The sequence below is a fragment of the Pseudomonas sp. NFXW11 genome (genome assembly GCF_049887815.1).
Lineage (GTDB): Bacteria > Pseudomonadota > Gammaproteobacteria > Pseudomonadales > Pseudomonadaceae > Aquipseudomonas.
On the sequence record NZ_JAGEKI010000004.1, the window covers coordinates 302151 to 329094 of the forward strand.

The window sequence follows — 26944 nt, forward strand, 5'->3', positions numbered from 1 at the left end:
ATATCAGTCGAGGCTGTAGCTGACCGCAAGGGTGCCTTTCTTTTCCGTGATGGCATCGATCCGCACCCGCCCCAGTTGTTGCAGATGGCTGACATGGGTGCCGCCACAGCCATAGGCCGGCAGGTGGCCGAAGCTGATCTGGCGCGAGCCATCCAGCATCGAGGTATGGCGTTCAAGGTCGGCGGCTATCCATTGCGCAATCGCGTTCTGGACGGTCTCGCAGTCGATTGCCCGGGGTTGTTCCCCCGGTTTGAACGACACCCGTCCTTCGCCCGGCCAGTGATGGGCCTTGATCGGTATCCAGCCCTGGCTTTGCACGAAATGGCCGATCAGGTGCCCGGCCGAATGCATGCGGCTGTTGAACAGCCGTGAAGCTTCATCGACCCGGGCCTCGGCGGTTCCCGGCGCCACTGGTTGGCCCAGGTAATGCAGGATTTGCTCGCCTTGCTGGGCCACACGCAGTACCGCCGCCTGGCCAATCCAGCCGGTATCGCTGGGTTGGCCGCCACCCTGGGGGTGGAAGGGCGTGGCAGCGAGGGTGGCAACGAAGTGCTGTTCGTCAGGGATACAGCTCAGGACCTCGACAGAGGCCAGCAATGGGGCGTGTTGGTAATACAGGCGCAGCGTCATTTCTCTAACCCTGGAATTTCTGTGTTTTTTATTATGCGGCCCGGTTGAATGCGTGATAATCCGTTCGAAACTCAATGGACTATTGCGTCATGAGCATAAATCTACCCCTGCCACTGTTGGCGGAAATGGCCATTTTCGTGCGCGTCGTGGAAACCGGCAGCTTTTCCGAGGCTGCGCGCCAGCTGGGTTCGTCGCCGTCGGCGGTGAGCCGCAGTGTCTCGCGCCTGGAAAAGGCCCTGGCCACGCGGCTGCTGCAGCGCACCACGCGCAAGTTGCGCTTGAGCGACGGCGGCGAGGAAGTGTTCAAGCGCTGTAGCGAGATGGTCAGCGCGGCGCGTTCGGTGATGGAGGTCAGCGGCCAGTTCACCCATGAGGCCGAGGGCGTGGTGCGGGTCAGCGTGCCCAAGGCGGTGGGGCGCTTTGTGGTGCATCCGCATATGCCGGAGTTCCTGAGGCGCTACCCGAAGGTGGATGTGGAGCTGCTGCATGAAGACCGGGATATCGACCTGATCGACGACCATGTCGACCTGGCGATTCGCATCACCGACCGCCCGCCGCCCGGGCTGATCGGCCGCCAGTTGCTGCGCATCGATCACCTGCTGTGTGCCACCCCGCAGTACCTGGAGGAGCATGGCACGCCGCTGCATCCCCAGGATCTGCGCCAGCACAGCTGCATCTACCTGGGCGAGACCCCCAGCGATTCCCGCTGGAAATTCACCCAGGGCAGCAAGGCGGTGACCGTGGGGGTGCGCGGGCGCTACGCCGCCAACCACACCGGGGTGCGCCTGGATGCGGTGCTGCAGCACTTGGGCATCGGCAGTTTGCCGTACTTCACTGCGCGCCATGCCCTGGAGCAGGGGCAGGTGGTCCAGGTGCTGCCGGAGTGGACCTTCCTCGCCTCCTACCACGGCGGCGCCTGGCTACTGCATTCGCCGACCCGCTACCTGCCGCCCAAGCTGCGGGTATTTATCGACTACCTGGTGGAATGCCTGGCCAAGGAACCGACCCTGAACCGCCCTGGCAAAGTGGAACGCCCGCTGTAGGAACTGGCAGACGAAGGGTGACGCCAGGTCGATTTCGCCGGCAAGCCGGCTCCTGCGGGAGAGGCGGGGAAGACGCGCATAAAAAAGGCCCGCCGGTTGAACCGTGCGGGCCTTGGCTGCCTGAGGCGCAGCGATCAGTGCTTGCTGTCGTCGTCGGACAGGGCCAGCAGCTGTTTTTCCTGGTTCCAGTCGAAGGGCTCGTCGTTCTGCTCGGCTTCGTAGCGACGCTCCTCCAGGGTCTGGAACAGGTTGATTTCCTCGTCGGGCATGTAGTGCAGGCAGTCACCGGCGAAGAACCACAGCAGGTCGCGTGGCACCAGGTGGGCGATCTGCGGGTAGCGCTGCATGATCTGGCACAGCAGATCCTGGCCCAGGTACTGGCTTTCGATCGGGTCGATCGGCAGCGAGGCGCGCAGTTCGTCGAAACGCTCGAGGAACAGCGCATGGCTTTCCTCTGGAACCTGTTCGGCTTCTCCCACTGCCACCAGGATGCTGCGCAGGTGGTCGAGGAGGACGAGATGATCGGCGACGATATTGGACATGACAGGGTCCTCAAGAGCAAAACGGGCGCGGGAGTATATAGCTCCCGCGCCCGGTTTCATAATCGACCTGTGTTGCGGGGCTGACCCTCAGCGGATCTTGCCCGGGCTTGGCGCCAGCTCCTCCTTGGCGAAATCGTCCACATCGATAACCTTGCGCCGCGCTGCCTCGGCTTCGCGCAGGCTGTGGGCCTCGCCCGGCTGCAACACGCCAGCCTCCAGGGCCGCGTCGATCGCCGACTCACCGGCGGCTGGCTTGAGCTGGCCGCTTTTCAGCGCTTCGTGAAGTTTCTTCTGCAGTGGATGGGCCGCGCTGAGCAATTCGCAGGCCTGTTGCAGGGCGCCTACCGGGTCGTCTGCCGCTTGCGGGCGGTAGCAGCCGGCGAGTACCGCCTCCAGCGCCGGGTCGCCCTGGGCGCGGCCGATGATCGCCGCTACTTCCGCGTCCAGCCGGTCCGAGGGCCCGGTGTGGCGCCGGCCGAAGGGAAACACCAGCAACCGCAGCAGGCAGCCGAAGGTGCGGCTGGGGAAGTTGCGCAGCAATTCGTCCAGGGCTCGTTCGGAATGGCCGAGGCTTTCCTCCAGGGCCCAGCTCAGCAGTGGCTGCAGGTATTCCGGGGTGTCCAGGTCGTGGTAGCGCTTGAGCGCCGCCGAGGCCAGGTACAGGTGGCTGAGCACATCGCCCAGGCGTGCTGACAGGCGTTCGCGGCGCTTGAGCTCGCCGCCCAGAAGCATCATCGAGAAATCCGCCAGCAGGGCGAAGGCCGCGGCCTGGCGGTTCAGGGCACGGAAATAGCCCTGGCTGAGCTTGTCTCCCGGCGTGGCCTCGAAGTGGCCCAGGCCCAGGTTCAGCACCAGGCTGCTGGCGGCGTTGCTCACGGCAAAACCGATGTGCTTGAGCAGCAAGTCGTCGAACTCCTTGAGCGCCTGGTCATGGTCCGCGCGCCCGGCCAGGGCCATTTCCTTGAGCACGAAGGGGTGGCAGCGGATGGCGCCCTGGCCAAAGATCATCAGGTTGCGCGAGAGGATATTGGCGCCCTCCACGGTGATGAAGATCGGCGCGCCCTGCCAGTTGCGGCCTAGGTAGTTGTTGGGGCCCATGATGATGCCCTTGCCGCCGTGCACGTCCATGGCGTGGCTGATGCATTCGCGGCCGCGCTCGGTGAGGTGGTACTTGAGGATCGCCGACAGCACCGAGGGTTTTTCCCCCAGGTCCACGGCGTTGGCGGTGAGCATGCGCGCGCTGTCCATCAGCCAGGCGTTGCCGGCGAGGCGCGCCAGGGCTTCCTGGATGCCTTCGAAGGCCGCCAGCGGCACGTTGAACTGTTCCCGCACCTGGGCGTACTGGCCGGTCACCAGGCTGGTGAACTTGGCGGCGCCGGTGCCTACCGCAGGCAGGGAGATAGAGCGCCCCACCGACAGGCAGTTCATCAGCATCATCCAGCCCTTGCCGAGCATTTCCTGGCCGCCGATCAGGAAGTCCAGGGGAATGAACACATCCTTGCCGGAGTTGGGGCCGTTCATGAAGGCTGCGCCCAGGGGCAGGTGGCGGCGGCCGATTTCCACTCCGGGGGTGTCGGTGGGGATCAGCGCCAGGCTGATGCCCAGGTCTTCCTCGTCGCCCAGCAGGTGGTCCGGGTCATAGGCCTTGAAGGCCAGGCCGAGCAGGGTGGCCACTGGGCCCAGGGTGATATAGCGCTTTTCCCAGTTCAGCCGCAGGCCCAGGGTTTCTTCACCCTGCCACTGGCCTTTGCAGATGATTCCAGTGTCGGGCATGGCCCCGGCGTCGGAGCCGGCCAGGGGGCCGGTGAGGGCGAAGCAGGGGATATCGTCGCCCCGGGCCAGGCGTGGCAGGTAGTGATTGCGCTGTTCGTCGGTGCCGTAGTGCAGCAGCAGTTCTGCCGGGCCCAGGGAATTGGGCACCATTACGGTGGAGGCCAGGTCGCCGCTGCGGGTGGCGAGTTTCATCGCCACCTGGGAGTGGGCGTAGGCGGAAAAGCCCTTGCCGCCGTACTCCTTGGGAATGATCAGGGCGAAGAAACCATGCTGCTTGATATGGGCCCAGGCCTCGGCAGGCAGGTCCAACTGCTGGCCGATCTGCCAGTCGCTGACCATGGCGCAGAGTTCTTCGGTGGGGCCGTCGATAAAGGCCTGCTCCTCGTCGCTCAATTGGGCCTTGGGGTAGGCCAGCAGGGTGTTCCAGTCGGGGCGGCCGCTGAACAGTTCGCCGTCCCACCAGACGCTGCCGGCGTCTATGGCATCGCGCTCGGTCTGTGACATCGGCGGCAGGACTTTCTGCATCCAGGCGAACAGCGGGGCGCTGAAATACTTGCGCCGCAAATCGGGCAGCAGCAGTGGCGCGGCCACCGCCGCCAGCAGCACCCAGAACAGCAGCAACAGCCAGCCGGGAGCATGGCTGAAGGCGCCCATGGCCAGCAGGTAGACGGCCACCGCGCCGAGGGCGGGCAGGGGGGCGGTGCGGCGGTGGGCCAGGTAGGCGATGCCCCCCAGCAGAACCAGTATCCATAACAGCAGCATGTTCAATCCTCCGTGAAACCAGGGGGGGGCAAAATCACCCAAAGAGCTTAGTCGGCCTGCGCTCGGGCAGGAGGGCGGTGGCGTGCTGCGGTTGCTGTCGAGCCAGCGTGGCAGGCGCGCCTCAAGGGGTCGGACAGGCCATGATGTTTGGCATAAACGTCGTTATCCCTGTGCCGGTCGGGTCGCTAGACTCCAGGCTTCACTCGGAGGTTCAGCCCATGCACGAGTACCTGCGTCCCAGCCGCTTCATCGATAGTGACCACCCGGCGGTGGTGGAGTTCGCCGAAACTCATCGCGGTAGCGACGCCGATCCGCTGCAGCAGGCGGTGAGCCTCTATTACGCGGTGCGCGAGGCCGTACGCTACAACTTCTACGCCTTCAGTCAGGACCCCCAGACCCTGCGTGGCAGCCATGCCCTGGTGGCCGGCGAAAGCTATTGCGTGCCCAAGGCCACCCTGCTTGCCGCCTGTGCCCGGCATTGCGGGATTGCCGCGCGCATCGGCCTGGCGGATGTGCGCAACCACCTGTCCACGCCGCGGCTGCTGGAAATGCTGCGCAGCGATGTGTTCGCCATGCACGGCTACACCGAGTTGTATCTGCGCGGGCGCTGGGTTAAGGCCACGCCGGCCTTCAACCAGGGCCTGTGCGAGCTGTTCGATGTGGCGCCACTGGATTTCAATGGCCTGGAGGACAGCGTTTTCCAACCCTTCAATCGCCAGGGCGCGCAGTCGATGGAGTACCTGGTGGACCACGGGCAGTTCGCCGATGTGCCGGAGCAGTTCTTCTTCGCCCACCTGCAACAGTGCTATCCGCATCTGTTCCAGGACGGCGTGCAGGGTGATTTGAGTCGTGGCTGATCAGGCGTAGACTGCCCCGGCATTCATAACCGAGGGATGGTCATGCTGAAGATCTGGGGTCGCAAGAATTCGTCGAATGTCAGGAAGGCACTCTGGTGCGCCGAGGAGTTGGGGCTGGCCTATGAGTCCCTGGACGCTGGCGGTGCCTTCGGCGTGGTGGATACCCCGGAGTACCGGGCGCTGAACCCCAACGGGCGCATCCCGCTGCTGGAAGACGAGGGTTTTGTGCTGTGGGAGTCCAACACCATAGTGCGCTACCTGGCCGCCCGGCATGCCAGCGGCACGCACTGGTACCCGGCCGATGTGCAGGCCCGGGCCAGCGCCGAGAAATGGATGGACTGGACCACCTCGACCTTCGCCGAACCCTTTCGCCTGCTGTTCTGGGGCGTGTTGCGCACCCCGGCGCCCGAGCAGGACTGGGAGCGAATCAACGCCGCCAAGGCCACCTGCGCCGAACTGCTGGCCCGGGTCGACCAGGCCCTGGCCACGCAGCCGTATCTGTCCGGGAGCGAGATAGGCGTGGGTGATATTCCCCTGGGCAGCTTTATCTATGCCTGGTTCGAAATGCCCATCGAGCGCCCCGCGATGCCCCATCTGCAGGCCTGGTACCAGCGTCTGCAACAGCGCCCGGCCTATCGTCGGGCGGTGATGACCGCGTTGACGTGATACCCACTATCAATACGGGTGACTGTACTTGCGCGGCGTCGACCCGCAACATGGCGAGGTTCGGCGTCGTTGCAATCTCCGGCGACGCCCTTATCTATAAAAATCCCCCTTCTTGGTGCATGAATCCGATATGAGTTCCGCTCTGTCCATCCGGCAGCTAACCAAAACCTACGGCAACGGTTTCCAGGCCCTGAGTGGTATCGATCTGGACGTCGCCGAAGGTGACTTCTTTGCCCTGCTCGGCCCTAATGGGGCCGGTAAATCCACCACCATCGGCATTCTCTCCACCCTGGTGAACAAGACCAGCGGCACGGTGAATGTCTTCGGCCACGACCTGGACCGCTCGCCCGCGGCGCTCAAGCGCTGCCTTGGCGTGGTGCCCCAGGAATTCAATTTCAACCAGTTCGAGAAGACCTTCGATATTGTCGTGACCCAGGCCGGCTACTACGGCATTCCGGCGAAGATCGCCAAGGAACGGGCCGAGCAGTACCTGACCCAGCTCGGCCTGTGGGACAAGCGCGATGTGCCGTCGCGCTCGCTGTCGGGTGGCATGAAGCGTCGCCTGATGATCGCCCGGGCCCTGGTCCACGAACCGCGGCTGCTGATCCTCGACGAACCCACCGCCGGGGTCGATATCGAGCTGCGCCGTTCGATGTGGACCTTCCTCACCGAGCTCAACCAGAAAGGCATCACCATCATCCTCACCACCCATTACCTGGAGGAGGCTGAGCAGCTGTGCCGCAACATCGGCATCATCGACCACGGCACCATCGTCGAGAACACCAGCATGCGCCAGCTGCTGGGCCAGCTGCATGTGGAGACCTTCCTGCTCGATCTCAAGCACAACCTGAGCGTAGCGCCACAGTTGGCCGGTTACCCGACCCGGCTGGTGGACAGCCATACCCTGGAGGTGCAGGTGGACAAGTCGGCGGGCATTACCGCGCTGTTCGGCCAACTGGCCCTGCAGAATATCGAGGTGCTCAGCCTGCGTAACAAAACCAACCGACTTGAGGAGCTGTTCGTGTCCCTGGTGGAGAAGAATCTGTCGAAGGTGGCGGTATGAGTTCGGAGCTGAAACCCAACCTGGTGGCGCTCAATACCATCGTCTACCGCGAGGTCCGGCGCTTTACCCGGATCTGGCCGCAGACCCTGCTGCCGCCGGCCATCACCATGGTCCTGTATTTCGTCATCTTCGGTAACCTGATCGGCCGGCAAATCGGCGACATGGGTGGCTTCACCTATATGGAGTACATAGTGCCGGGGCTGATCATGATGTCGGTGATCACCAACTCCTACGGCAACGTGGTGTCGAGCTTCTTCGGCAGCAAATTCCAGCGCTCCATCGAGGAATTGATGGTGTCGCCGGTGTCGCCCCATACCATCCTGGTTGGCTACACCCTGGGCGGGGTGCTGCGCGGGCTGGCGGTGGGGGTGATAGTGACCCTGCTGTCGCTGTTCTTCACCAAGCTGCAGGTGCACCACCTGGGGGTCACGGTGCTGGTGGTGGTGCTGACGGCGACGATCTTCTCGCTGCTGGGCTTTATCAACGCGGTGTTTGCGCGCAACTTCGACGATATCTCGATCATCCCGACCTTTGTGCTGACGCCCTTGACCTACCTGGGCGGGGTGTTCTACTCGATCAACCTGCTGCCGCCGTTCTGGCAGACGGTGTCCCTGGCCAACCCGGTGCTGCACATGGTCAATTCGTTCCGCTACGGCATTCTCGGGGTGTCGGACATCAGCATCGGCACGGCGATCAGTTTCATGCTGGTGGCCACCGCGGTGCTGTACATCGGCTGCGCCCGGTTGCTGGTCAGCGGGCGCGGCATGCGTCAGTAATTCGCGTCACGGCGCCACGCAAAACGGCCTCCCTCGGGAGGCCGTTTGCGTTGTTCAGAGGCGCTGCTGCCTGCGCCGGGACCACTGGCGCGCTACCCACCAGCGCCAATAGAGCATGGTCAGGCAGTAGGCCAGGGCGCCCAGCACCAGGCCGGCCACCACCGAACCCAGGAGAAAGGGTTGCCACAGGGTGGCCAGCTGGCTGCTGATCCATTCCCAGGTCAACTCGTCGGGCAGGCTGCGCGGCGGCACGTTCATCAGCCAGGCCCCCAGCTGATAGGTGCAGAAGAACACCGGCGGCATGGTGATGGGGTTGGTTAGCCATACCAGGCTGACGCTGATCGGCATATTCCCCCGCAACCAGATGGCCAGCACCGCCGCCAGCAGCATCTGCATCGGAATCGGAATAAACGCTGCGAACAGACCCACCGCCATGGCCCGTGCCACCGAGTGCCGATTCAGGTGCCAGAGGTTGGCGTCGTGCAGCAAGGTGCCAAGAAAGCGTAAGGACTTGTGTTCCCGGATGCTGCTCGGATCGGGCATGTAACGTTTGAATAAGCGCCGGGGCATAAGGCTTCTCGATCAGGTCAGGCAGCGATTATGACCGGATTCTAGGCGGCGAAAATTCAGACATTGTGACAAATGATAAAGCCGCGCCGGCCAGCCTCGGCTAAGACCTGAGTAGGGACTGCCAAGGACGGGGCGGGATATGCGTACAGGGTTGCTAGCCCTGGCCACGGGGCTGCTGGCAGTGGTTGGCCTGCCGGCTTTACCGCCGGTCTGGTTGCTGGAGCTGATGGCCGTGCTGGGGCTGATGTTGTTGCCGTTTCGCAGCTACCCATTGGCGTTCTTCCTGTTCGGCCTGGCCTGGGCCTGTGCCTCGGCCCACTGGGCACTGGACGATCGGCTGCCATGGCGCCTGGAGGGCCAGACCCGCTGGCTCGAAGGGCGGGTCAGCGGCTTGCCGGAGCAGGGCGGCGGGGTGCTGCGTTTCGAGCTGCATGGGGCCCAGGCCCGGCGCGAGCGCCTGCCGCAGCGCATGCGCCTGGCCTGGCATGGCGGGCCGCCGGTAAACAGTGGCGAGCGCTGGCGCCTGGCGGTCACGCTGCGGCGTCCGGCGGGGCTGTTGAATCTTCAGGGGTTCGATCGGGAAGCCTGGTTGCTGGCCCGGCGCATCGGCGCCACCGGCACGGTCAAGGACGGGCAATTGCTGGCGCCGGCCCGCCAGGCCTGGCGCGATGGCTTGCGCCAGCGTCTGCTGGCGGTCGAGGCCCAGGGTCGCAGCGGTGCCCTGGCGGCCTTGGTGATGGGCGATGGTTCTGGGTTGACGCGCCAGGACTGGCAACTGCTGCAGGACACCGGCACCGTGCACCTGATGGTGATTTCCGGGCAGCACATCAGCTTGCTGGCCGGGGTGCTGTACCTGGCCGTGGCCGGGCTGGCCCGCCGCGGTTGGTGGCCCGAGCGCTGGCCCTGGCTGCCCTGGGCCTGTGCCCTGGCCTTTGCCGGGGCCCTGGGTTATGGCCTGCTGGCGGGGTTCGAGGTGCCGGTGCAGCGAGCCTGCGTGATGATTGCCCTGGTGTTGCTCTGGCGCCTGCGCTTTCGTCACCTGGGCAGTGCCTGGCCCCTGTTGCTGGCGCTCAACGGAGTGCTGCTGTACGAACCCCTGGCCAGCCTGCAAGCGGGGTTCTGGCTGTCCTTTGCTGCGGTGGCGATCCTCATCCTGACCTTCGCTGGCCGCCTGGGTGCCTGGCGCTGGTGGCAGGCCTGGACCCGTGCCCAATGGCTGATCGCCATTGGCCTGCTGCCGCCGCTGCTGGCCCTGGGGTTGCCCATCAGCCTCAGCGGGCCCTTGGCCAATCTGCTGGCGGTGCCCTGGATCAGCCTCCTGGTGCTGCCGCCGGCCCTGCTGGGCAGCCTGTTGCTGCCGCTGCCTTATATAGGTGAAGGCTTGCTGTGGCTGGCCGGTGGTTTGCTGGAGGGGCTGTTTCGGGTGCTGGGGTTGATTGCCCGCTGGTGGCCGGCCTGGGTGGCGCCGGCCCTGGCCGGGTGGGTCTGGGCCCTGGCTGCCCTGGGCGCGTTGTTGCTGCTATTGCCCCGAGGCCTGCCGCTGCGGGTGCTGGGCTGGCCGCTGTTGCTGCTGGTGGCCTGGCCGCCGCAGCCGCAGTTGGCCGAGGGTGAAGCCGAGGTCTGGCAGCTGGATGTGGGGCAGGGGCTGTCGTTCATTGTGCGCACCCGGGACCATGCGCTGCTGTACGACGCCGGGGCCCGGGTGGCGGATTTCGACCTGGGTGAGCGGGTGGTGCTGCCGAGCTTGCAGCGGCTCGGAATCAGGCAACTGGACCTGATGCTGCTCAGCCATGCCGATAACGATCATGCCGGCGGCGCCCTGGCGGTGCAGCGCGGCGTGGCCATAGCCCGGGTGCGCAGCGGCGAGCCTGCGGCCTTGCCGCAAGCCTTGCTGGCCCAGCCCTGCGAATCCGGGCTGAGCTGGCAGTGGAACCAGGTGCGCTTCACCCAGTGGCAATGGGTTGAGGCTCGGGATGGCAACCAGGCCTCCTGCGTGTTGCAGGTCGAGGCCCGTGGCGAGCGCCTGCTGCTGACCGGCGATATCGATGTGCACGCCGAGCGGGCGCTGCTCGACAGCCCGCTGGCGGTTCACACCCACTGGTTGCAGGCGCCCCATCATGGCAGCCGCACTTCATCGTCCATGGCCTTGCTGCAAAAGTTGGCGCCGAGGGCGGTGCTGATTTCCCGGGGCCGGGGCAATGCCTTCGGCCATCCCCATCCCGAGGTGCTGGCGCGCTATCGGCGCCTGGGGCTGCAGATCCATGACAGCGCCGAGCAGGGCGCGCTGAGCGTGCGCCTGGGCAGCTTCGGGCCGGTGCAGAGCCTGCGACAGCAACGGCGATTCTGGCGTGAGTCGCCATTAATGCCTTAAATAACCGTGGGTTATTAAAGCCTGCGAGGATGCGACATCACGGTCTTCGGTGCGTCCGGCCCCTATGTTAGAGTGGCGCACTTTTTCGAGGGGACTGTCACTGTGTGGGAATTGGTCAAATCCGGTGGTTGGATGATGTTGCCCATCATCCTGAGTTCCATCGCGGCTGTGGGCATCATTGCCGAGCGTTTGTGGACCCTGCGGGCCAGCCGTGTCACCCCGCCCCATCTGCTGGGCCAGGTCTGGCGCTGGATCAAGGACAAGCAGCTGAACAAGGAAAAACTCAAGGAACTGCGCGCCGATTCGCCCCTGGGCGAGATCCTCGCTGCGGGCCTGGCCAACTCCAAGCATGGCCGCGAGATCATGAAGGAGTGCATCGAAGAGGCCGCCGCCCGGGTCATTCATGAACTGGAGCGCTACCTCAACGCACTGGGCACCATCGCCGCCATGGCCCCGCTGCTGGGCCTGTTGGGCACGGTACTGGGCATGATCGATATCTTCAGCTCGTTCATGGGCTCGGGCATGACCACCAACGCCCATGTGCTGGCCGGTGGTATTTCCAAGGCGCTGATCACCACCGCTGCGGGCCTGATGGTGGGTATTCCCTCGGTGTTCTTCCACCGCTTCCTGCAACGCCGGGTCGATGAGCTGGTGGTGGGCATGGAGCAGGAAGCGATCAAGCTGGTGGAAGTGATCCAGGGCGACCGCGATGTCGACCTGGCCGAGGGCAAAGCGTGAAATTCCGTCGCAAGCCCCGGGAAACCGTGGACATCAACCTGGCCTCGTTGATCGACGTGGTGTTTATCCTGCTGCTGTTTTTCGTGGTCACCACCACCTTCACCCGGGAAACCGAGCTGCGGGTCGATCTGCCGGAAGCGGTCAGCGGCTCACCCGCCGAAGACCAGCAGGTCAAGCAGTTGGACATCGCCATCAGCGCCGATGGGGTGTACTCGGTGAACAACCAGGTGTTGCCCAAGAATGACCTGGACACCCTGATAGAGGCCTTGCAGAAGGAATCGGCCGGCGACACGCAGATGCCGCTGTCCATCAGCGCCGATGGCAAGACCCAGCATCAAGCGGTGATCACCGCCATGGACGCGGCCGGCAAGCTCGGCTTCAGCCATCTGCGCATGACCACCGTCGATGCGGCGCCGGCTCCCTGATGGCACTCTCCGATCGCCTGCTCGCCGCCTGGTATGAGGGCCACCCTGGGCTGCAACTGCTGCGGCCGCTGGAGTGGCTGTACCGCCGGGTGGTGGTGGGCAAGCGCCAGCGTTTCCTGGCCGGCGAGGGCGACATCTATCAACCGCCGGTGCCGCTGGTGGTGGTGGGCAATATCACCGTGGGCGGCACCGGCAAGACGCCGCTGATCCTGTGGCTGGTGGAGCATTGCCAGCGCCTGGGCCTGCGGGTTGGCGTGGTCAGCCGCGGCTATGGCGCCAAGCCGCCGCAACTGCCCTGGCGGGTAGCCGCCGACGACAGCGCCGAAGTGGCCGGCGACGAGCCGCTGCTGATCGTCCAGCGCTGCGGCGTGCCCTTGATGATCGATCCGGATCGCAGCCGCGCGGTGCAAGCCTTGCTGGCCGCCGAGCCGCTGGACCTGATCCTCTCCGATGACGGGTTGCAGCATTACCGCCTGGCCCGCGACCTGGAACTGGTGCTGATCGACGCCGCCCGTGGCCTGGGCAATCGCCGCTGTTTGCCCGCCGGGCCCCTGCGCGAGCCGGTGGAACGCCTGCAGAGTGTCGATGCGCTGCTGTACAACGGTGCCGCCGAGGATCGTGCCGACGGTTTCGCCTTTCATCTCAAGCCCTCGGCGCTGGTCAACCTGCACAGCGGCGAGCGCCGTGGGCTCGAACACTTCGCACCGGGCCAGGCGCTGCATGCGGTGGCCGGCATCGGCAACCCGCAGCGTTTCTTCAATACCCTCGAAACGCTACACTGGCGACCTGTCCCCCATGCATTCGCCGATCACGCTCAGTACAGTGCGCAGGCCTTGGCTTTCAGCCCGTCGTTGCCGGTGGTGATGACCGAGAAAGACGCGGTCAAATGCCGTGCTTTCGCTGCCGCCGACTGGTGGTACCTGGCGGTGGACGCGGTGCCGTCGCCGGCCTTCGTCGCCTGGTTCGACACCCAGCTGATGCGCCTGTTGCCTGATCGTCTGTTGCCTTAATCGCTTCTATCCAGGGAATCCTCATGGACACCAAACTGCTCGATATCCTCGCCTGCCCGATCTGCAAAGGCCCCCTCAAGCTCAGTGCCGACAAGACCGAACTGATCAGCAAGGGCGCCGGCCTGGCCTTCCCGGTTCGCGACGGGATCCCGGTGATGCTGGAAAGTGAAGCCCGTACCCTGACGGCCGAAGAGCGCCTGGACAAATGACCCGCGCTTTCACCGTGGTCATCCCGGCGCGTTATGCCTCCACCCGCTTGCCGGGCAAGCCGCTGCAGCTGATTGCCGGCAAGCCGATGATCCAGTGGGTGTGGGAGCAGGCGCGCAAAAGCAATGCCGAACGGGTGGTGGTGGCCACCGATGACCCGCGTATCGTCGAGGCCTGCCAGGGCTTTGGCGCCGAAGCGCTGCTGACCCGCGAGGATCACAACTCCGGCACCGACCGCCTGGCGGAAGTGGCGGCCAAGCTGAGCCTGGCGGCGGATGCCATTGTGGTCAACGTCCAGGGTGACGAGCCGTTGATTCCGCCGGTGGTGATCGATCAGGTGGCGGCCAACCTGGCGGCCCACACCGAGGCGCGCATGGCCACCCTGGCCGAGCCGATCGAGGATGTGCACACCCTGTTCAACCCCAATGTGGTGAAGGTGGTCAGCGACCTCAATGGCCTGGCCCTGACCTTCAGCCGTGCCACCTTGCCCTGGGCCCGGGATGCCTTTGCCCAGAACCGCGACCAGTTGCCGGAGGGCGTGCCCTATCGTCGCCATATCGGCATCTACGCCTACCGCGCCGGGTTCCTCCAGGACTTCGTCAACTGGGGCCCATGCTGGCTGGAAAACACCGAATCCCTGGAGCAACTGCGGGCCCTGTGGCACGGCGTGCGGATTCACGTTGCCGATGCCCTGGAAGCGCCGCCCACGGGCGTCGATACCGCCGAAGACCTTGAGCGCGTTCGGCGCCTGCTGGAGGCCTGATGCGGGTCTTGTTCGTTTGCCTGGGCAATATCTGCCGCTCGCCCACCGCCGAAGGTGTGCTGCGGCGCAAGTTACAGCAGGCCGGCCTGGGCGACCGGGTGCAGGTGGCCTCGGCCGGCACCAGTGACTGGCACGTGGGCAAGGCGCCGGATTCGCGCAGCCAGCAGGCCGCATTGCGCCGCGGTTACGACCTGTCGGCGCAACGCGCGCAGCAGGTCGGCAGCGCCGATTTCGTCGCCTACGACCTGATCTTCGCCATGGACCAGAGCAACCTGCGCCACCTCAAGGCCCTGCAACCGTCCCGTGGCAAGGCCGAGCTGGACCTGTTCCTGCGGCGCTACCAGGCGCCGCTGGATGAAGTGCCAGACCCTTACTACGACGGCGAGCAGGGCTTCGAGCAGGTGCTGGACCTGATCGAAGAGGCCTGTGACCGGCTGGTGATCGAATTGCAGGGGCGGTTATGAGCCTGGATATTCAAGCCGATGTTTCCCTCAAACCGTTCAACAGCTTCGGCGTCGAGGTCAAGGCGCAGTTGTTCGCCCAGGCCCATGCCGACGACGACGTGCGCGAGGCCCTGGCCTATTGCGCCGAGCGGCAACTGCCGCTGCTGGTGATTGGTGGCGGCAGCAACCTGTTGCTGACCGCAGATATCCAGGCCCTGGTACTGCGCATGGCCAGCCGCGGCATTCGTCTGCTCAGCGATGACGGGCAGCGGGTGGTGGTGGAAGCCGAGGCCGGGGAAACCTGGCATCCGTTCGTGCAGTGGACCCTGGAGCAGGGCCTGTCTGGTCTGGAGAACCTGAGCCTGATTCCCGGCACCGTCGGCGCCGCGCCGATGCAGAACATCGGCGCCTACGGGGTGGAGATCAAGGATGTGTTCGCCGGCCTGACCGCCCTCGACCGGCAGACCGGCGAGCTGCACGAGTTCGATCTGCAGCAGTGCCAGTTCGCCTACCGCGACAGCCTGTTCAAGCATCAGGCCGGCCGCTGGCTGATTCTGCGGGTGCGCTTCGCCCTGAACCGCGCCGAGCACCTGCATCTGGAGTACGGCCCGGTGCGCCAGCGCCTGACCGAGCAGGGCATCGAACAGCCGACGGCCCGCGATGTCAGCCAGGCGATCTGCAGCATCCGCAGCGAAAAACTGCCGGACCCGGCAGTGCTCGGCAATGCCGGCAGCTTCTTCAAGAACCCGGTGGTTGCGGCAACGCTCGCGGCAAGGATCAAAGAGGCTTATCCGGGGCTGGTGGGTTATCCCCAGGCCGACGGGCAGGTCAAGCTGGCCGCTGGCTGGCTGATCGAGCAGGCCGGCTGGAAGGGCTTTCGCGAGGCGGATGCCGGGGTCCATCGCCTGCAATCCCTGGTGCTGGTCAACTACGGCGCGGCCAGCGGCCTGCAGTTGCTGGCGCTGGCCCGACGCATCCAGCAGGACATCGCCGAGCGCTTCGGTGTCGAGTTGGAGATGGAGCCCAATCTGTACTAGGCCCACCCCAAACCTTGTGCAGTTGAAGAAAAAGCCTTGCCCGGATGATATTCGGGCAAGGCTTTTTTGTTAATTGCGGCTTAACTTAGCAGGCTAAGAATCAGTTTTCCGCTGTTCCAAGAGGCCCGGTGAAGCCCTGTCTTCATTAGAGAGCCCGATTAGCCTGAGCCGATCTGCGTCTGCTGCGGCCGTGCTGCAAGCTGGCAGATAGCTCGACCCCATCACTCACAGAATGCGGGCGTGCCCATGATTACCCTGAAGCTCAACGGTCAAGATCATCCACTGGACGTCACCGAGGACATGCCGCTGTTGTGGGCCATCCGCGATGTGGCGGGTTACAGCGGCACCAAGTTCGGCTGTGGCATGGGCCTGTGCGGCGCCTGCACCGTGCATATCGACGGAGACCCGGCGCGCAGCTGCATCACCCCCAGCGGTGCGGTGCTGGGCAAGAACGTCAGCACCATCGACTACCTGCACCGCGACCCGGTGGGGCAGGTGGTGCAGCAGGCCTGGCTGGATGTGGCGGTGGCCCAATGCGGCTACTGCCAGGGTGGGCAGATCATGTCGGCGACCGCCTTGTTGAAAGTTCACCCTGACCCCAGCGATGAGCAGATCGAGGAGGCCATGCTCGGCAATATCTGCCGCTGCGGCACCTATAACCGGATCAAGACCGCGATCCGCCAGGCCGCTCGCCATCTGCAGGAGGCCAAGGCATGAATCATCTGCCGAGGGACTTTGCCCTGAGCAACCTCAGTCGCCGGGGTTTTCTCAAGGGGGCGGGCGCCACCGGAGCCCTGGTGCTGGCGGCGAGCTGGGGCTGGCCGCAGGCGTTTGCCGAGGACCAGAAGTTCGGTGCCGAGGGCATGCCCCATGGCTGGGTCGATGACCCCAAGGTGTATCTGAGCATCGACGCCGACGGTAGCGTCACGGTGATCTGCAACCGTTCGGAAATGGGCCAGGGCGTGCGCACCAGCCTGAGCATGGTGGTGGCCGACGAGCTGGAGGCCGATTGGGCGCAGGTCAAGGTCCGCCAGGCGCCGGGAGATGAAGCGCGTTATGGCAACCAGGACACCGATGGCTCGCGCAGCATGCGCCACTGGTACGAGCCCATGCGTCGCTGTGGCGCGGCGGCGCGGAGCATGCTGGAGCAGGCCGCCGCCGCGCAGTGGCAGGTGCCCGTGGCGGAGTGTCGGGCACAATTGCACAAGGTGATTCACCAACCCAGTGGTCGTGAACTGGGCTATGGCGCCCTGGCCGCGGCTGCCGGGGCCCTGGCGGTGCCGCCGCGGGACAGCCTGCGGCTCAAGCAGCCGGCGGAATTTCGCTATATCGGCAAGGAGGCGACGCGCGCCATCGACGGCCAGGACATCGTCAATGGCCGTGCGCAGTACGGCGCCGATGTGCATTTCGACGGCATGCTGTTTGCCGCGGTGGCGCGGCCTCCGGTGTATGGCGGCAAGCTCAAGTCGCTGGATGACAGTGCTGCGCTGAAGGTGCCTGGGGTGCTCAAGGTATTGCCTATCGACAGTCGTCCGCTGCCTTCCGAGTTTCAGCCCCTGGGCGGCGTGGCGGTGGTGGCGAGCAACACTTGGGCGGCGATCAAGGGCCGCGATGCGTTGAAGATCGAATGGGACGACGGGGTCAATGCCGGCTACAACTCGGTGGAGTACCGCAAGCAGCTGGAGGCCGCGGCGCACCAGCCGGGCAAGGTGGTACGCAACACCGGCAACCTGGATCAGGCCTTGAGCGATGCCCCCAGCAGCCTGGAGGCGACCTATTACCTGCCGCACCTGACCCAGGCGCCCATGGAGCCGATGGTGGCGGTGGCGCGTTTCGACAATGGCCGCTGCGAGGCCTGGGCACCGAGCCAGGCGCCGCAAGTGACCCGCGAGCGGATCGCCGAGCGCCTGGGCATCGGCTTCGACCAGGTCACGGTCAATGTCACCCTGCTGGGCGGTGGCTTCGGGCGCAAATCCAAGCCGGATTTCATTCTTGAGGCGGCAATCCTGGCCAAGGCCTTTCCCGGCAAGGCGCTGCGGGTGCAGTGGACCCGGGAAGACGATATCCATCACTCGTATTTCCATACGGTGTCGGCGGAGTACCTCAAGGCCGGGCTGAACCAGGACGGCATGCCGGCGGCTTGGCTGCATCGCACAGTGGCGCCGAGCATCACCGCGCTGTTCGCCCCGGGGATGAATCATGAGGCCGCCTTCGAGCTGGGCATGGGCTTTACCAACATGGCCTATGCGATTCCCAATGTGCGCCTGGAGAATCCCGAGGCCGCGGTGCATACCCGGGTGGGCTGGTACCGCTCGGTGTCGAATATTCCCCATGGTTTCGCCATTCAGAGTTTTGTCGACGAGCTGGCGCACAAGGCCGGCCAGGACCCCTTGAAGTACCAGCTCAAGCTGTTGGGGCCGGATCGGCGGATCGATCCGCGAACCCTGAGCGAGGAGTGGAACTACGGCGAATCCCCCGAGCGTTACCCGATCGACACCGGGCGCCTGCGCGCGGTGCTGGAAACCGCGGCCCAGGCCGCCGGCTGGGGGCGTGCGTTGCCCAAGGGGCGTGGCCTGGGGCTGGCGGTGCACTACAGCTTTGTGACTTACGTGGCGGCGGTGATCGAGGTGGAGGTCAAGGACGATGGCAGCCTGATCGTGCACAAGGCCGATATCGCCGTGGATTGCGGCCCGCAGATCAACCCCGAGCGGATTCGCTCGCAGTTCGAGGGCGCCTGTGTGATGGGCCTGGGCAATGCGGTGCTGGGGGAGATCAGCTTCAAGGATGGCAAGGTGCAGCAGGACAACTTCCATATGTATGAGGTGGCGCGCATGTCCCTGGCGCCGAAGGAGATACAGGTGCACCTGGTGACTCCGCCGGGCGAGGTGCCCCTGGGCGGAGTCGGCGAGCCGGGGGTGCCGCCGATTGCCCCGGCCCTGTGCAACGCGATTTTCGCCGCCACCGGCCAGCGCATCCGCAACTTGCCGGTGCGCTACCAGTTGCAGGGCTGGCAGCAGGCCGGTGCCTGATGGACAGCGTTGATCTGAATGTCTTGCGCAGTGTCCTGGAGTGGCGACGTGCCGGGCGTGGCGTGGTGCTCTACAGCGTGGTGCAGACCTGGGGCAGTGCACCGCGACCACCGGGGGCCATGCTGGCCCTGCGTGACGATGGGGTGGTGATCGGCTCGGTGTCCGGTGGTTGCATCGAGGACGACCTGATCACTCGCCTTGGGGATGGTCGCCTGTGCCTCTCCGGGCCGCCGGTGCAGTTGCTGACCTATGGCGTGACCCAGGTGGAGGCGGCGCGTTTCGGCTTGCCCTGTGGCGGTACCCTGCGCCTGGTGGAGGAACGGGTTGGCGATCCGTCCTGGGTGGCCGAGCTGCTGCAGCGTTGCGAGGGGCACCAGATAGTGGCTCGCGAGCTGCACCTGCAAAGCGGCCGGGTGCAGCTCAAGGCGGCGAGCAGGAATGATCAACTGTTGTTTGACGGGAGCACCTTGCGGGCTATTTATGGGCCGCGTTGGCGCCTGCTGCTGATCGGTGCCGGTCAGCTGTCGCGCTATGTGGCGCAGATGGCGCGCCTGCTGGATTTCCAGGTGCTGGTCTGCGATCCGCGCCAGGAATTCGTGCAGGGCTGGGACGAGCAGGATGGCCGTTTTGTCGCCGGCATGCCCGACGATGCAGTGCTGGCCATCGAGCCCGACGAACGCACGGCGGTGGTGGCTTTGACCCATGATCCGCGCCTGGATGACATGGCACTGCTGACGGCGCTGGATTCCCGGGCCTTCTATGTCGGGGCCCTGGGTTCCCGGGTCAATAGCCAGAAGCGTCGGGACAATCTGGCGCTGCTGGGGCTGTCGGCCGAGGCGATCGGGCGCTTGCACGGGCCGGTCGGCCTGTATATCGGCAGCCATACGCCGGCGGAAATCGCCTTGTCGCTGCTGGCGCAGATCGTGGCGCTGAAGAATGGAGTGGAGCCGGTGCCGGGCAAGGTGTCGCCAGGCCGGATGGAGGTTATCGGGTGAAGGCCATGCCCGCTGCGGTGATTCTCGCGGCGGGGCAGGGCAGTCGCTTTCGCCAGGTGGCGGGTGCCGACCAGGACAAGCTGCTGGCCGCCTGTCGCGGGCGCGATGGGGTGGTGCGCCCGGTGCTTGAGCAGGTATTGCTGAACTTGCCCCCGGGGCTTGAGCGCAGGGTGCTGGTGACCACCGCGGAGCGCGGGCAGGTGGCCGAACTGGCCAGGGCTTATGCCTGCCAGGTGGTGCTGCTGGAGTCGGCGGGGATGGGGCATAGCCTGGCTGCAGCGGTGGCGGCCAGCGAGGAGGCCGCGGGTTGGCTGGTGCTGCTGGGGGATATGCCTTTTATCCTGCCGGCCACCGTGCAGCAGGTGATTGCGGCCATGACTGAGGCGGGGATCTGTGTGCCCAGGCTTGGCACGGTCCTGGGGCATCCGGTGGGTTTCGGTCGAGCCTATGGCAAGGCGTTGCAGGGCTTGTCCGGGGATCGTGGTGCCAAGCCCTTGTTCGCTTCGGGCCAGGTGCTGGAAGTCTCGGTGACTGACCCGGGGGTGCTGTGGGATGTGGATCGGCCCGAGGCGCTGGTCTATCGATAGCGCTAAAGGGCGCAGGCATAAAAAAGCCCCATCCGGTGACCCGGACGGGGCTTTTTCATTGACCGCTGAAATCAGACGAGAGGTTTAGGCTCGTGCTGTTTTTCTTCGGTGTGCACAACGTGAGGGGCTTCCTCGACGGCCGGGGCCGCTTGCCCTGCCACAGGCTCATCGACGGGTGCCGGTGCCACTTCAGCCACTTCTACCGGTGCTGGAGCTGGCTCGGCCACCGGGGCCTCTACCACGGCAGGCTCGACGACCACGGCTTCGGCCGGGGCAGCAGTGGCAGCCAGTTCGGCTTCCTTCTGCAGGCGCTCGGCTTCACGCTTGCGACGACGCACTTCGCGCGGGTCGTTCGGGGCACGGCCGTTGCTGGTCAGGGCGCTGGCTGGAGCCGCTTCGATGGCTGGAGCTGGCACTTCGGCTACCACGGGGGCGGCTACGGGTGCTGGCTCTTCAACCTGGGCAGGTTCCTGGGCAACCACTGGCTGCGGGGCGGCTACTGGCTCGACGACAGCAGCTGGAGCTTCCTGAACCGGCTCTGGGGCTGGCTCTGGGGCTTTTTCTTCAGCCACAGGGGCTGGAGCTGCTTCTACGACAGGCTCGGCAACCTCTGGCTGCTGTTGCACGACCTCGGCGGGTTCGGCAGCCACTGCAACCTGAGCGGGCTCAGCTACAACCGGAGCAGCCTCGACCACTGGAGCCACTTCAACTGCCGGGGCTACAGGTGCTACCACCGCAGTGGTGGCTTCGACCGCAGGAGCTTCGACAGCCTTTTCTTCTACCGCAGCGGTAGCGCGTTCGGCCTGCTGGTGAGCTTCGGCTTCAGCCGTGGCGCTGATGGCCGTGCTGGCGACTGCGGCAGTGACGGCCAGGCCGGCAGCCAGATCGGCGCTGCTTGGCTCTTCGGCGCTTTCTTCGCTGCCTTCGATCTCATTGCCGTTGGCATCACGCTGACGCTCGCGACGGTTGCTGCGACGACGCTGGCCGCGGGAGCGACGACGTGGACGTTCGCCTTCGGCGTTGTCCTGGCCTTCTTCCTGCAGTTGCTCTTCGTTCGGCAGGGCTTCTTCTTCGCTGGCGGCGACGGCCTGAGCCTGCTCGGCGCGTGGTTGACGCTCTTCACGTGGTGGACGTGGCTGACGCTCTTCACGCGGTGGGCGAGCCGGACGCTCTTCGGCAACCACGGCGGCGGTAGCAGCGGCTGCGGCTGGAGCAGCGTCCAGAGGTTCGCGCAGTTCGCGCACGCGCTCTTCACGCTCGCCGCGCGGCTTGCGTTCTTCGCGCGGGGCACGTGGCTGGCGCTCTTCGCGTGGTGGACGTGGTGCGCGTTCTTCGCGGCTCACTTCCTCGCGAGGCTCGCGCAGTTCCCGTGGCTGACGCTCCTCACGTGGTGCGCGTTCTTCACGCGGCGCACGCTCTTCCCGCGGCTTGCGCTCTTCATCGCGGCGACCGTTACGGTTGCGGCTCTGCTGGCGACCGTTGCGACGTTCTTCATTGCTGCGAGCCGGACGCTCGGTAGCTGGTTTTTCCACCACTACTGGAGCTGCTGGCTCTTCCTTGGTGGCGAACAGGCTGACCAGGGACTTGACCAGGCCCTTGAACAGGCTTGGCTCGGCCACTGGGGCAGGAGCGGCGACCGGAGCGGGGGCTTCGGTTGGCACTGGGGCGTTGGCGCGAGCCGGGGCAGTCTTCACCGCGGCTTCCTGGCGAACCAGGGTGCGGGTGGCGGCGGCCGGTTGAGCTTCTTCGGCTTCGGCAGCGGCAGCAGCGATTTCGTAGCTGGACTGGGCGTTGTTGGCTTCCGGGCTGTCATCACGCAGGCGCTGGACTTCGAAGTGCGGCGTTTCCAGGTGATCGTTCGGCAGGATGATAATGCGCGCACGGGTACGCAGTTCGATCTTGGTGATCGAGTTGCGTTTTTCGTTGAGCAGGAAGGCTGCGACCGGAATCGGCACCTGGGCGCGAACTTCGGCGGTGCGGTCTTTCAGGGCTTCTTCTTCGATCAGGCGCAGGATCGCCAGGGACAGCGATTCGACGTCACGGATGATGCCGGTGCCGTTGCAGCGTGGGCAGACGATGCCGCTGCTTTCACCCAGGGATGGGCGCAGGCGCTGACGGGACATTTCCAGCAGGCCGAAGCGCGAGATGCGACCGATCTGCACGCGGGCGCGGTCGGCTTCCAGGCATTCACGGACTTTCTCTTCCACGGCGCGCTGGTTCTTGGCCGGGGTCATGTCGATGAAGTCGATGACGATCAGGCCGCCGATATCACGCAGGCGCAGCTGGCGAGCGATTTCTTCCGCTGCTTCCAGGTTGGTCTGCAGGGCGGTTTCTTCGATGTCGCTGCCTTTGGTGGCGCGCGCCGAGTTGATGTCGATGGACACCAGGGCTTCGGTCGGGTCGATGACGATGGAGCCGCCGGAAGGCAGTTCGACGACGCGCTGGAAGGCGGTCTCGATCTGGCTTTCGATCTGGAAGCGGTTGAACAGCGGCACGCTGTCTTCATACAGCTTGATCTTGCTGGCGTACTGCGGCATCACCTGGCGGATGAAGGTCAGGGCTTCGTCCTGGGCTTCAACGCTGTCGATCAGCACTTCGCCGATGTCCTGGCGCAGGTAGTCGCGGATCGCGCGGATGATGACGTTGCTTTCCTGGTAGATCAGGAAGGGGGCGGAACGATCCTGGGACGCTTCCTTGATCGCGGTCCAGAGTTGCAGCAGGTAGTCGAGGTCCCACTGCATTTCTTCGCTGCTGCGACCCAGGCCGGCGGTGCGCACGATCAGGCCCATGTCGGCCGGGGCTACCAGGCCGTTCAGCGCTTCACGCAGTTCGTTGCGCTCTTCGCCTTCGATGCGGCGGGAGATGCCGCCGGCGCGCGGGTTGTTCGGCATCAGCACCAGGTAGCGACCGGCCAGGCTGATAAAGGTGGTCAGGGCTGCACCCTTGTTGCCACGCTCTTCTTTCTCGACCTGAACGATGACTTCCTGGCCTTCGCTCAGGACGTCCTTGATATTGACGCGGCCTTCGGGGGCTTTCTTGAAGTATTCGCGGGAGATTTCTTTGAGGGGCAGGAAGCCGTGGCGCTCAGAGCCGAAATCGACAAAGGCAGCCTCGAGGCTAGGTTCGATACGAGTGATGCGGCCCTTGTAGATGTTGGCCTTCTTCTGCTCGCGTGCACCGGACTCGATGTCCAGGTCGTAGAGGCGCTGGCCATCTACCAGGGCAACACGCAACTCTTCGGGTTGAGTTGCGTTAATCAGCATTCTTTTCATGTAGTACCGTCGGTTTCCGGGCTGCCGGAAACGGCGTTCGGCACACACGACTTCTCACGGTCGGTGTCAGGTGCGTCAGGAGTACTTGAGCACTCCAGTGTCTAGCGAGGTTCGTCCAAGTAACTCTAATGACTCAAGTAGCCAAGAACGAAGTCGCGACTCACGCGTCCTGCTTGCTGTGGTGACTAAGGCACCGCTTAAGCAAATGTCTTTCAGGAGGAGGAATCAACCGGCGACTGTGGACGAGATGAAGCGTCTTGAATAAAGCCTAATGCTACACAGTCCGACGGTTGTGCATCTCCACCCTACACGTATCCCTGATAATTCGGGTGCTGCCGCGCGCAGATTCCGCAGCGGGTTGGCATTTACCGTGAACTCCGAAAGGGGAGGTCACGCATCATGGCTAAAGGCGTAGTTTCCGTAACTTCCACTCGGGGTTGTCAGGCGCTGACTGCACTTTGTGAACTGGCCGTTAATCGCTGCATAAAAGGCGAGTGAGTACTCAGCTTTTTACGGGTTTCAGGCCTTATGTCACCTGCGCTTGTTACAGCGTCGAACTTGTCCGTTAGGTAGCGAGAGTTGCGTAGGACGGCCTTGCGTCCTGATGAATTGCGTTGGTCAGGGCCGGCTGTTTGCCGCTGTTCCGCTGTCCAGCCGCTTTTGGCGGCGTTCGCGACTATAGCAGCAATCATTAAGTGCTTCAAATCCATAAAAAATTGTTATCATTCGCGCCATGACGACTACTGCCCCCTCGACTCCAGGCGTTCAAATGCTTGAGGTCACGCCGGAATATGCCGGCCAACGTATTGATAACTTCCTTCTTGCCCGGCTCAAAGGCGTGCCCAAGACCTTGATTTATCGCATTTTGCGCAAAGGCGAAGTGCGAGTGAACAAGGGGCGGATCAAGCCCGAGTACAAGCTGCAGGCCGGTGACGTGGTGCGCGTGCCGCCGGTGCGCGTGCCGGAACGCGACGAGCCGGTGCCGCTGGCGCAAGGTTTGCTGCAGCGCCTGGAGGCCTCGATCGTCTTCGAAGACAAGTCCCTGATCGTGATCAACAAGCCTGCCGGTATCGCCGTGCATGGCGGCAGCGGCTTGAATTTCGGGGTGATCGAAGCCTTTCGTCAGTTGCGTCCCGATGCCAAGGAGCTGGAGTTGGTGCATCGCCTCGATCGCGATACTTCCGGCCTGCTGATGATCGCCAAGAAGCGCAGCATGTTGCGTCATCTGCATGCGGCATTGCGTGGCGACGGTGTGGACAAGCGCTACATGGCGCTGGTGCGCGGTCACTGGGCGACCTCGATCAAGCAGGTGCGGGCGCCGTTGCTCAAGAGCAACCTGCGTTCCGGCGAGCGCATGGTCGAGGTCAATGAGGAGGGCAAGGAGGCCTTGACGGTGTTCAAGGTGCTGCGCCGCTTCGGTGATTTCGCAACCATGGTCGAGGCCAAGCCGGTTACCGGGCGTACTCACCAGATTCGCGTGCATACCCTGCATGCCGGGCATTGCATTGCCGGTGACAGCAAGTATGGCGACGATGACTTCACCCGCGAGATTCGCGAGTTGGGGGGTAAACGCCTGTTTCTCCATGCCTATATGTTGACCGTGCCGCTGCCCGACGGCGGTGAGTTGAAACTGCAGGCCCCGGTGGACGAGATGTGGGCCAAGACTGTGGAGCGCCTCAGTGCACCCTGATTACCAGCTGCTGATCTTCGATTGGGACGGCACCCTGGCCGACTCCATCGGTCGGATTGTCGAGTCGATGCATGTGTCTGCCGATCGTTCGGGGTTTGCCCGTCGTGATGATTTCTCCGTCAAGGGCATCATCGGGTTGGGCTTGCCGGAGGCGATTCGCACCCTGTATCCGGATATCGACGAGGCTCAGCTAGTAGCCTTTCGTCAGCATTACGCGGATCACTACATCGCCCTGGAGGCCGAGCCTTCACCGCTGTTCGCCGGTGTGGTGCAGTCGCTGGAGGCGTTTCGGGCTGAGGGTTATCGCCTGGCGGTCGCCACCGGCAAGGCGCGCCGCGGGCTGGATCGAGTGCTCAAGGCCCATGGTTGGGAGGGGTACTTCGATATCACTCGGGCGGCCGACGAGACCGCCAGCAAGCCGCATCCGCTAATGCTGGAGGAAATTCTTGCCCATTGCGGCGTCGGTCCTCGGCAGGCGTTGATGGTGGGCGATTCGTCCTTCGACCTGATGATGGCGCGCAATGCTGGCATGGATTCGGTTGCCGTGAGTTACGGCGCTCAGTCCATCGAGGCGTTGCAGGTGTATGAGCCGCGGTTGTCCATCGATCATTTTCCACAGTTGCATGCCTGGCTCAGCCAGGGTGCCGAATAAGATTTTCTTGGGGTAGCAGGCATGAGTGACGAATGGAAGGCGCCAGCCAAGTCTGGCGCTGAAGGTGCTGATGACAAGAGCTGGAAGCTGCTGGAGAAGACGCTGTTGGCCGGTGTCCAGGAGCAGCGTCGCTCGCGGCGCTGGGGGATTTTCTTCAAGCTGTTGACCTTTGTGTACCTGTTTATCGCGCTGGTGCTGTTCTCGCCATTGATGACCATGGAAAAGAACGCGACCCGTGGTCCGGGCTACACCGCGGTGATCGATATCGCCGGGATCATCGCCGACAAAGAGCCTGCCAGCGCAGACAATATTGTCGGCAGCCTGCGCACGGCTTTCGATGATCCCAAGGTCAAGGGCATCGTCCTGCGCATCAATAGTCCGGGCGGCAGTCCGGTGCAGTCCGGTTATGTCTATGACGAGATCCGTCGCCTGCGTGCCTTGCACAAGGACACCAAGGTCTATGCGGTGATCTCCGATCTCGGGGCTTCCGGTGCCTACTATATTGCCAGTGCCGCTGACCAGATCTATGCCGACAAGGCCAGCCTGGTGGGTTCGATTGGTGTTACGGCGGCCGGCTACGGGTTTGTCGGCACCATGGAAAAGCTCGGGGTCGAGCGCCGCACCTATACCTCTGGCGAGCACAAGTCGTTCCTCGATCCGTTCCAGCCGCAGAAACCCGAAGAGACTCAGTTCTGGCAGGGCGTGCTGGATACCACCCATCGCCAGTTCATTGCCAGCGTCAAGCAGGGGCGTGGCGAGCGTCTCAAGGACAAAGAGCATCCCGAGCTGTTCTCGGGGCTGGTCTGGTCGGGGGAGCAGGCCTTGCAGTTGGGCTTGATCGATGGCCTGGGTAGTACCAGCTTCGTGGCGCGGGATGTGATTGGTGAAAAGGAGCTGGTGGACTTCACCGTCCAGGAGTCGCCCTTCGATCGCTTCTCGAAGCGCCTCGGTGCCAGTGTGGCCGAGCAGCTTGCCCTGTGGATGGGGTTCCAGGGGCCGACCTTGCGTTAATCGCCTGAACTGCGTGAAAGAGCCGGCCCGAG

25 protein-coding genes are annotated in these 26944 nt (G+C 64.4%); 20 read left to right on the forward strand and 5 right to left on the reverse strand.

Going from position 1 to position 26944, the window contains the following annotated elements; translation table 11 throughout:
- Positions 1 to 3: 3 nt before the first annotated feature.
- Positions 4 to 630: an alanyl-tRNA editing protein gene (locus tag J4P02_RS09320; RefSeq protein ID WP_426189381.1), complete on the reverse strand. Its 627-nt coding sequence runs from the start codon at positions 628 to 630 to the stop codon at positions 4 to 6.
- 89 nt (positions 631 to 719) lie between these two features.
- Here J4P02_RS09320 and J4P02_RS09325 point away from each other — a divergent pair, with 89 nt between their 5' ends.
- Positions 720 to 1673, forward strand: a complete 954-nt coding sequence (locus tag J4P02_RS09325; RefSeq protein ID WP_426189383.1) for a LysR family transcriptional regulator — start codon at positions 720 to 722, stop codon at positions 1671 to 1673.
- Between the two features lie 134 nt (positions 1674 to 1807).
- On the opposite strand, the gene J4P02_RS09330 is transcribed toward J4P02_RS09325, so the two are convergent.
- Complete coding sequence (locus J4P02_RS09330) at positions 1808 to 2215, reverse strand: PA2817 family protein (protein ID WP_426189385.1); 408 nt, start codon at positions 2213 to 2215, stop codon at positions 1808 to 1810.
- A gap of 87 nt (positions 2216 to 2302) precedes the next feature.
- Positions 2303 to 4750: an acyl-CoA dehydrogenase gene (locus J4P02_RS09335; RefSeq protein ID WP_426189387.1), complete on the reverse strand. Its 2448-nt coding sequence runs from the start codon at positions 4748 to 4750 to the stop codon at positions 2303 to 2305.
- A gap of 218 nt (positions 4751 to 4968) precedes the next feature.
- Between J4P02_RS09335 and J4P02_RS09340 the strand changes: the two genes are divergently transcribed.
- The 4 genes from J4P02_RS09340 (at position 4969) to J4P02_RS09355 (ending at position 8112) form a co-directional block, all read left to right on the forward strand.
- Positions 4969 to 5607, forward strand: coding sequence for a transglutaminase-like domain-containing protein (locus tag J4P02_RS09340; protein WP_426189389.1), 639 nt, complete (start codon positions 4969 to 4971; stop codon positions 5605 to 5607).
- Between the two features lie 42 nt (positions 5608 to 5649).
- Positions 5650 to 6273 (forward strand): glutathione S-transferase family protein, encoded by a 624-nt coding sequence (locus J4P02_RS09345; RefSeq protein WP_426189391.1) that lies wholly within the window; start codon positions 5650 to 5652, stop codon positions 6271 to 6273.
- Positions 6274 to 6403: 130 nt separating this feature from the next.
- A complete protein-coding gene (locus tag J4P02_RS09350) occupies positions 6404 to 7336 on the forward strand; it encodes an ABC transporter ATP-binding protein (RefSeq protein ID WP_426189393.1) in 933 nt (310 codons plus the stop codon).
- On the forward strand, positions 7333 to 8112 hold the full coding sequence (locus tag J4P02_RS09355) for an ABC transporter permease (protein WP_426189395.1): 780 nt from the start codon (positions 7333 to 7335) through the stop codon (positions 8110 to 8112). Before J4P02_RS09350 ends, J4P02_RS09355 begins: the two co-directional genes overlap by 4 nt.
- A gap of 54 nt (positions 8113 to 8166) precedes the next feature.
- On the opposite strand, the gene J4P02_RS09360 is transcribed toward J4P02_RS09355, so the two are convergent.
- The gene (locus J4P02_RS09360; RefSeq protein WP_426189397.1) at positions 8167 to 8682 is read right to left on the reverse strand and encodes a DUF2062 domain-containing protein; all 516 of its coding nucleotides are present in this window, start codon (positions 8680 to 8682) and stop codon (positions 8167 to 8169) included.
- Positions 8683 to 8821: 139 nt separating this feature from the next.
- Between J4P02_RS09360 and J4P02_RS09365 the strand changes: the two genes are divergently transcribed.
- The 12 genes from J4P02_RS09365 to J4P02_RS09420 all read left to right on the forward strand — a co-directional run bounded on the left by J4P02_RS09365 (position 8822) and on the right by J4P02_RS09420 (position 20287).
- Positions 8822 to 11053 carry a DNA internalization-related competence protein ComEC/Rec2 gene (locus J4P02_RS09365; RefSeq protein ID WP_426189399.1) on the forward strand — a complete coding sequence of 744 codons (2232 nt, stop codon included), beginning with the start codon at positions 8822 to 8824 and terminating at the stop codon, positions 11051 to 11053.
- A 102-nt stretch (positions 11054 to 11155) separates the two neighbouring features.
- Positions 11156 to 11791 (forward strand): MotA/TolQ/ExbB proton channel family protein, encoded by a 636-nt coding sequence (locus J4P02_RS09370; RefSeq protein WP_016968261.1) that lies wholly within the window; start codon positions 11156 to 11158, stop codon positions 11789 to 11791.
- Positions 11788 to 12216: an ExbD/TolR family protein gene (locus tag J4P02_RS09375; RefSeq protein WP_426189401.1), complete on the forward strand. Its 429-nt coding sequence runs from the start codon at positions 11788 to 11790 to the stop codon at positions 12214 to 12216. The genes J4P02_RS09370 and J4P02_RS09375 overlap by 4 nt, the downstream gene beginning before the upstream one ends.
- Positions 12216 to 13226 carry a tetraacyldisaccharide 4'-kinase gene (lpxK, locus tag J4P02_RS09380; RefSeq protein ID WP_426189403.1) on the forward strand — a complete coding sequence of 337 codons (1011 nt, stop codon included), beginning with the start codon at positions 12216 to 12218 and terminating at the stop codon, positions 13224 to 13226. Before J4P02_RS09375 ends, lpxK begins: the two co-directional genes overlap by 1 nt.
- A 23-nt stretch (positions 13227 to 13249) precedes the next feature.
- The gene (locus tag J4P02_RS09385) at positions 13250 to 13435 is read left to right on the forward strand and encodes a Trm112 family protein (RefSeq protein ID WP_426189405.1); all 186 of its coding nucleotides are present in this window, start codon (positions 13250 to 13252) and stop codon (positions 13433 to 13435) included.
- Positions 13432 to 14196, forward strand: a complete 765-nt coding sequence (kdsB, locus tag J4P02_RS09390; protein WP_426189407.1) for a 3-deoxy-manno-octulosonate cytidylyltransferase — start codon at positions 13432 to 13434, stop codon at positions 14194 to 14196. Before J4P02_RS09385 ends, kdsB begins: the two co-directional genes overlap by 4 nt.
- Positions 14196 to 14660: a low molecular weight protein-tyrosine-phosphatase gene (locus J4P02_RS09395; RefSeq protein WP_426189409.1), complete on the forward strand. Its 465-nt coding sequence runs from the start codon at positions 14196 to 14198 to the stop codon at positions 14658 to 14660. The genes kdsB and J4P02_RS09395 overlap by 1 nt, the downstream gene beginning before the upstream one ends.
- On the forward strand, positions 14657 to 15676 hold the full coding sequence (gene murB, locus J4P02_RS09400; RefSeq protein ID WP_426189411.1) for a UDP-N-acetylmuramate dehydrogenase: 1020 nt from the start codon (positions 14657 to 14659) through the stop codon (positions 15674 to 15676). Before J4P02_RS09395 ends, murB begins: the two co-directional genes overlap by 4 nt.
- A gap of 246 nt (positions 15677 to 15922) precedes the next feature.
- Complete coding sequence (locus J4P02_RS09405) at positions 15923 to 16393, forward strand: (2Fe-2S)-binding protein (protein ID WP_426189413.1); 471 nt, start codon at positions 15923 to 15925, stop codon at positions 16391 to 16393.
- The gene (locus tag J4P02_RS09410) at positions 16390 to 18705 is read left to right on the forward strand and encodes a molybdopterin cofactor-binding domain-containing protein (RefSeq protein WP_426189415.1); all 2316 of its coding nucleotides are present in this window, start codon (positions 16390 to 16392) and stop codon (positions 18703 to 18705) included. The genes J4P02_RS09405 and J4P02_RS09410 overlap by 4 nt, the downstream gene beginning before the upstream one ends.
- Entirely contained in the window at positions 18705 to 19700 is a 996-nt protein-coding gene (locus J4P02_RS09415) for an XdhC family protein (RefSeq protein WP_426189417.1), read from the forward strand. Before J4P02_RS09410 ends, J4P02_RS09415 begins: the two co-directional genes overlap by 1 nt.
- Positions 19701 to 19705: 5 nt before the next feature.
- Positions 19706 to 20287, forward strand: a complete 582-nt coding sequence (locus J4P02_RS09420; RefSeq protein WP_426189484.1) for a nucleotidyltransferase family protein — start codon at positions 19706 to 19708, stop codon at positions 20285 to 20287.
- 71 nt (positions 20288 to 20358) lie between these two features.
- On the opposite strand, the gene rne is transcribed toward J4P02_RS09420, so the two are convergent.
- Positions 20359 to 23559 carry a ribonuclease E gene (rne, locus tag J4P02_RS09425; RefSeq protein WP_426189419.1) on the reverse strand — a complete coding sequence of 1067 codons (3201 nt, stop codon included), beginning with the start codon at positions 23557 to 23559 and terminating at the stop codon, positions 20359 to 20361.
- Between the two features lie 733 nt (positions 23560 to 24292).
- On the opposite strand from rne, the gene rluC reads away from it, so the two are divergent.
- From rluC to sppA, 3 genes are read left to right on the forward strand one after another with little or no spacing between them, the layout of a single operon-like run.
- On the forward strand, positions 24293 to 25249 hold the full coding sequence (rluC, locus tag J4P02_RS09430; protein ID WP_426189421.1) for a 23S rRNA pseudouridine(955/2504/2580) synthase RluC: 957 nt from the start codon (positions 24293 to 24295) through the stop codon (positions 25247 to 25249).
- Positions 25239 to 25901 (forward strand): HAD-IA family hydrolase, encoded by a 663-nt coding sequence (locus J4P02_RS09435; protein ID WP_426189423.1) that lies wholly within the window; start codon positions 25239 to 25241, stop codon positions 25899 to 25901. The genes rluC and J4P02_RS09435 overlap by 11 nt, the downstream gene beginning before the upstream one ends.
- A 21-nt stretch (positions 25902 to 25922) precedes the next feature.
- A complete protein-coding gene (gene sppA / locus J4P02_RS09440; protein WP_426189425.1) occupies positions 25923 to 26912 on the forward strand; it encodes a signal peptide peptidase SppA in 990 nt (329 codons plus the stop codon).
- Positions 26913 to 26944 lie beyond the last annotated feature (32 nt).

Coding starts and splice junctions, on each gene's coding strand:
- J4P02_RS09330 (WP_426189385.1), bottom strand. CDS start 2,215: ATGTCCAATATCGTCGCCGATCATCTCGTCCTCCTCGACCACCTGCGC.
- J4P02_RS09395 (WP_426189409.1), top strand. CDS start 14,196: ATGCGGGTCTTGTTCGTTTGCCTGGGCAATATCTGCCGCTCGCCCACC.
- J4P02_RS09360 (WP_426189397.1), bottom strand. CDS start 8,682: ATGCCCCGGCGCTTATTCAAACGTTACATGCCCGATCCGAGCAGCATC.
- J4P02_RS09335 (WP_426189387.1), bottom strand. CDS start 4,750: ATGCTGCTGTTATGGATACTGGTTCTGCTGGGGGGCATCGCCTACCTG.
- rne (WP_426189419.1), bottom strand. CDS start 23,559: ATGAAAAGAATGCTGATTAACGCAACTCAACCCGAAGAGTTGCGTGTT.
- J4P02_RS09420 (WP_426189484.1), top strand. CDS start 19,706: ATGCCCGCTGCGGTGATTCTCGCGGCGGGGCAGGGCAGTCGCTTTCGC.
- kdsB (WP_426189407.1), top strand. CDS start 13,432: ATGACCCGCGCTTTCACCGTGGTCATCCCGGCGCGTTATGCCTCCACC.
- J4P02_RS09405 (WP_426189413.1), top strand. CDS start 15,923: ATGATTACCCTGAAGCTCAACGGTCAAGATCATCCACTGGACGTCACC.
- J4P02_RS09355 (WP_426189395.1), top strand. CDS start 7,333: ATGAGTTCGGAGCTGAAACCCAACCTGGTGGCGCTCAATACCATCGTC.
- J4P02_RS09415 (WP_426189417.1), top strand. CDS start 18,705: ATGGACAGCGTTGATCTGAATGTCTTGCGCAGTGTCCTGGAGTGGCGA.
- sppA (WP_426189425.1), top strand. CDS start 25,923: ATGAGTGACGAATGGAAGGCGCCAGCCAAGTCTGGCGCTGAAGGTGCT.
- rluC (WP_426189421.1), top strand. CDS start 24,293: ATGACGACTACTGCCCCCTCGACTCCAGGCGTTCAAATGCTTGAGGTC.
- J4P02_RS09350 (WP_426189393.1), top strand. CDS start 6,404: ATGAGTTCCGCTCTGTCCATCCGGCAGCTAACCAAAACCTACGGCAAC.
- J4P02_RS09320 (WP_426189381.1), bottom strand. CDS start 630: ATGACGCTGCGCCTGTATTACCAACACGCCCCATTGCTGGCCTCTGTC.
- J4P02_RS09365 (WP_426189399.1), top strand. CDS start 8,822: ATGCGTACAGGGTTGCTAGCCCTGGCCACGGGGCTGCTGGCAGTGGTT.
- J4P02_RS09385 (WP_426189405.1), top strand. CDS start 13,250: ATGGACACCAAACTGCTCGATATCCTCGCCTGCCCGATCTGCAAAGGC.
- J4P02_RS09345 (WP_426189391.1), top strand. CDS start 5,650: ATGCTGAAGATCTGGGGTCGCAAGAATTCGTCGAATGTCAGGAAGGCA.
- J4P02_RS09340 (WP_426189389.1), top strand. CDS start 4,969: ATGCACGAGTACCTGCGTCCCAGCCGCTTCATCGATAGTGACCACCCG.
- murB (WP_426189411.1), top strand. CDS start 14,657: ATGAGCCTGGATATTCAAGCCGATGTTTCCCTCAAACCGTTCAACAGC.
- J4P02_RS09410 (WP_426189415.1), top strand. CDS start 16,390: ATGAATCATCTGCCGAGGGACTTTGCCCTGAGCAACCTCAGTCGCCGG.
- lpxK (WP_426189403.1), top strand. CDS start 12,216: ATGGCACTCTCCGATCGCCTGCTCGCCGCCTGGTATGAGGGCCACCCT.
- J4P02_RS09325 (WP_426189383.1), top strand. CDS start 720: ATGAGCATAAATCTACCCCTGCCACTGTTGGCGGAAATGGCCATTTTC.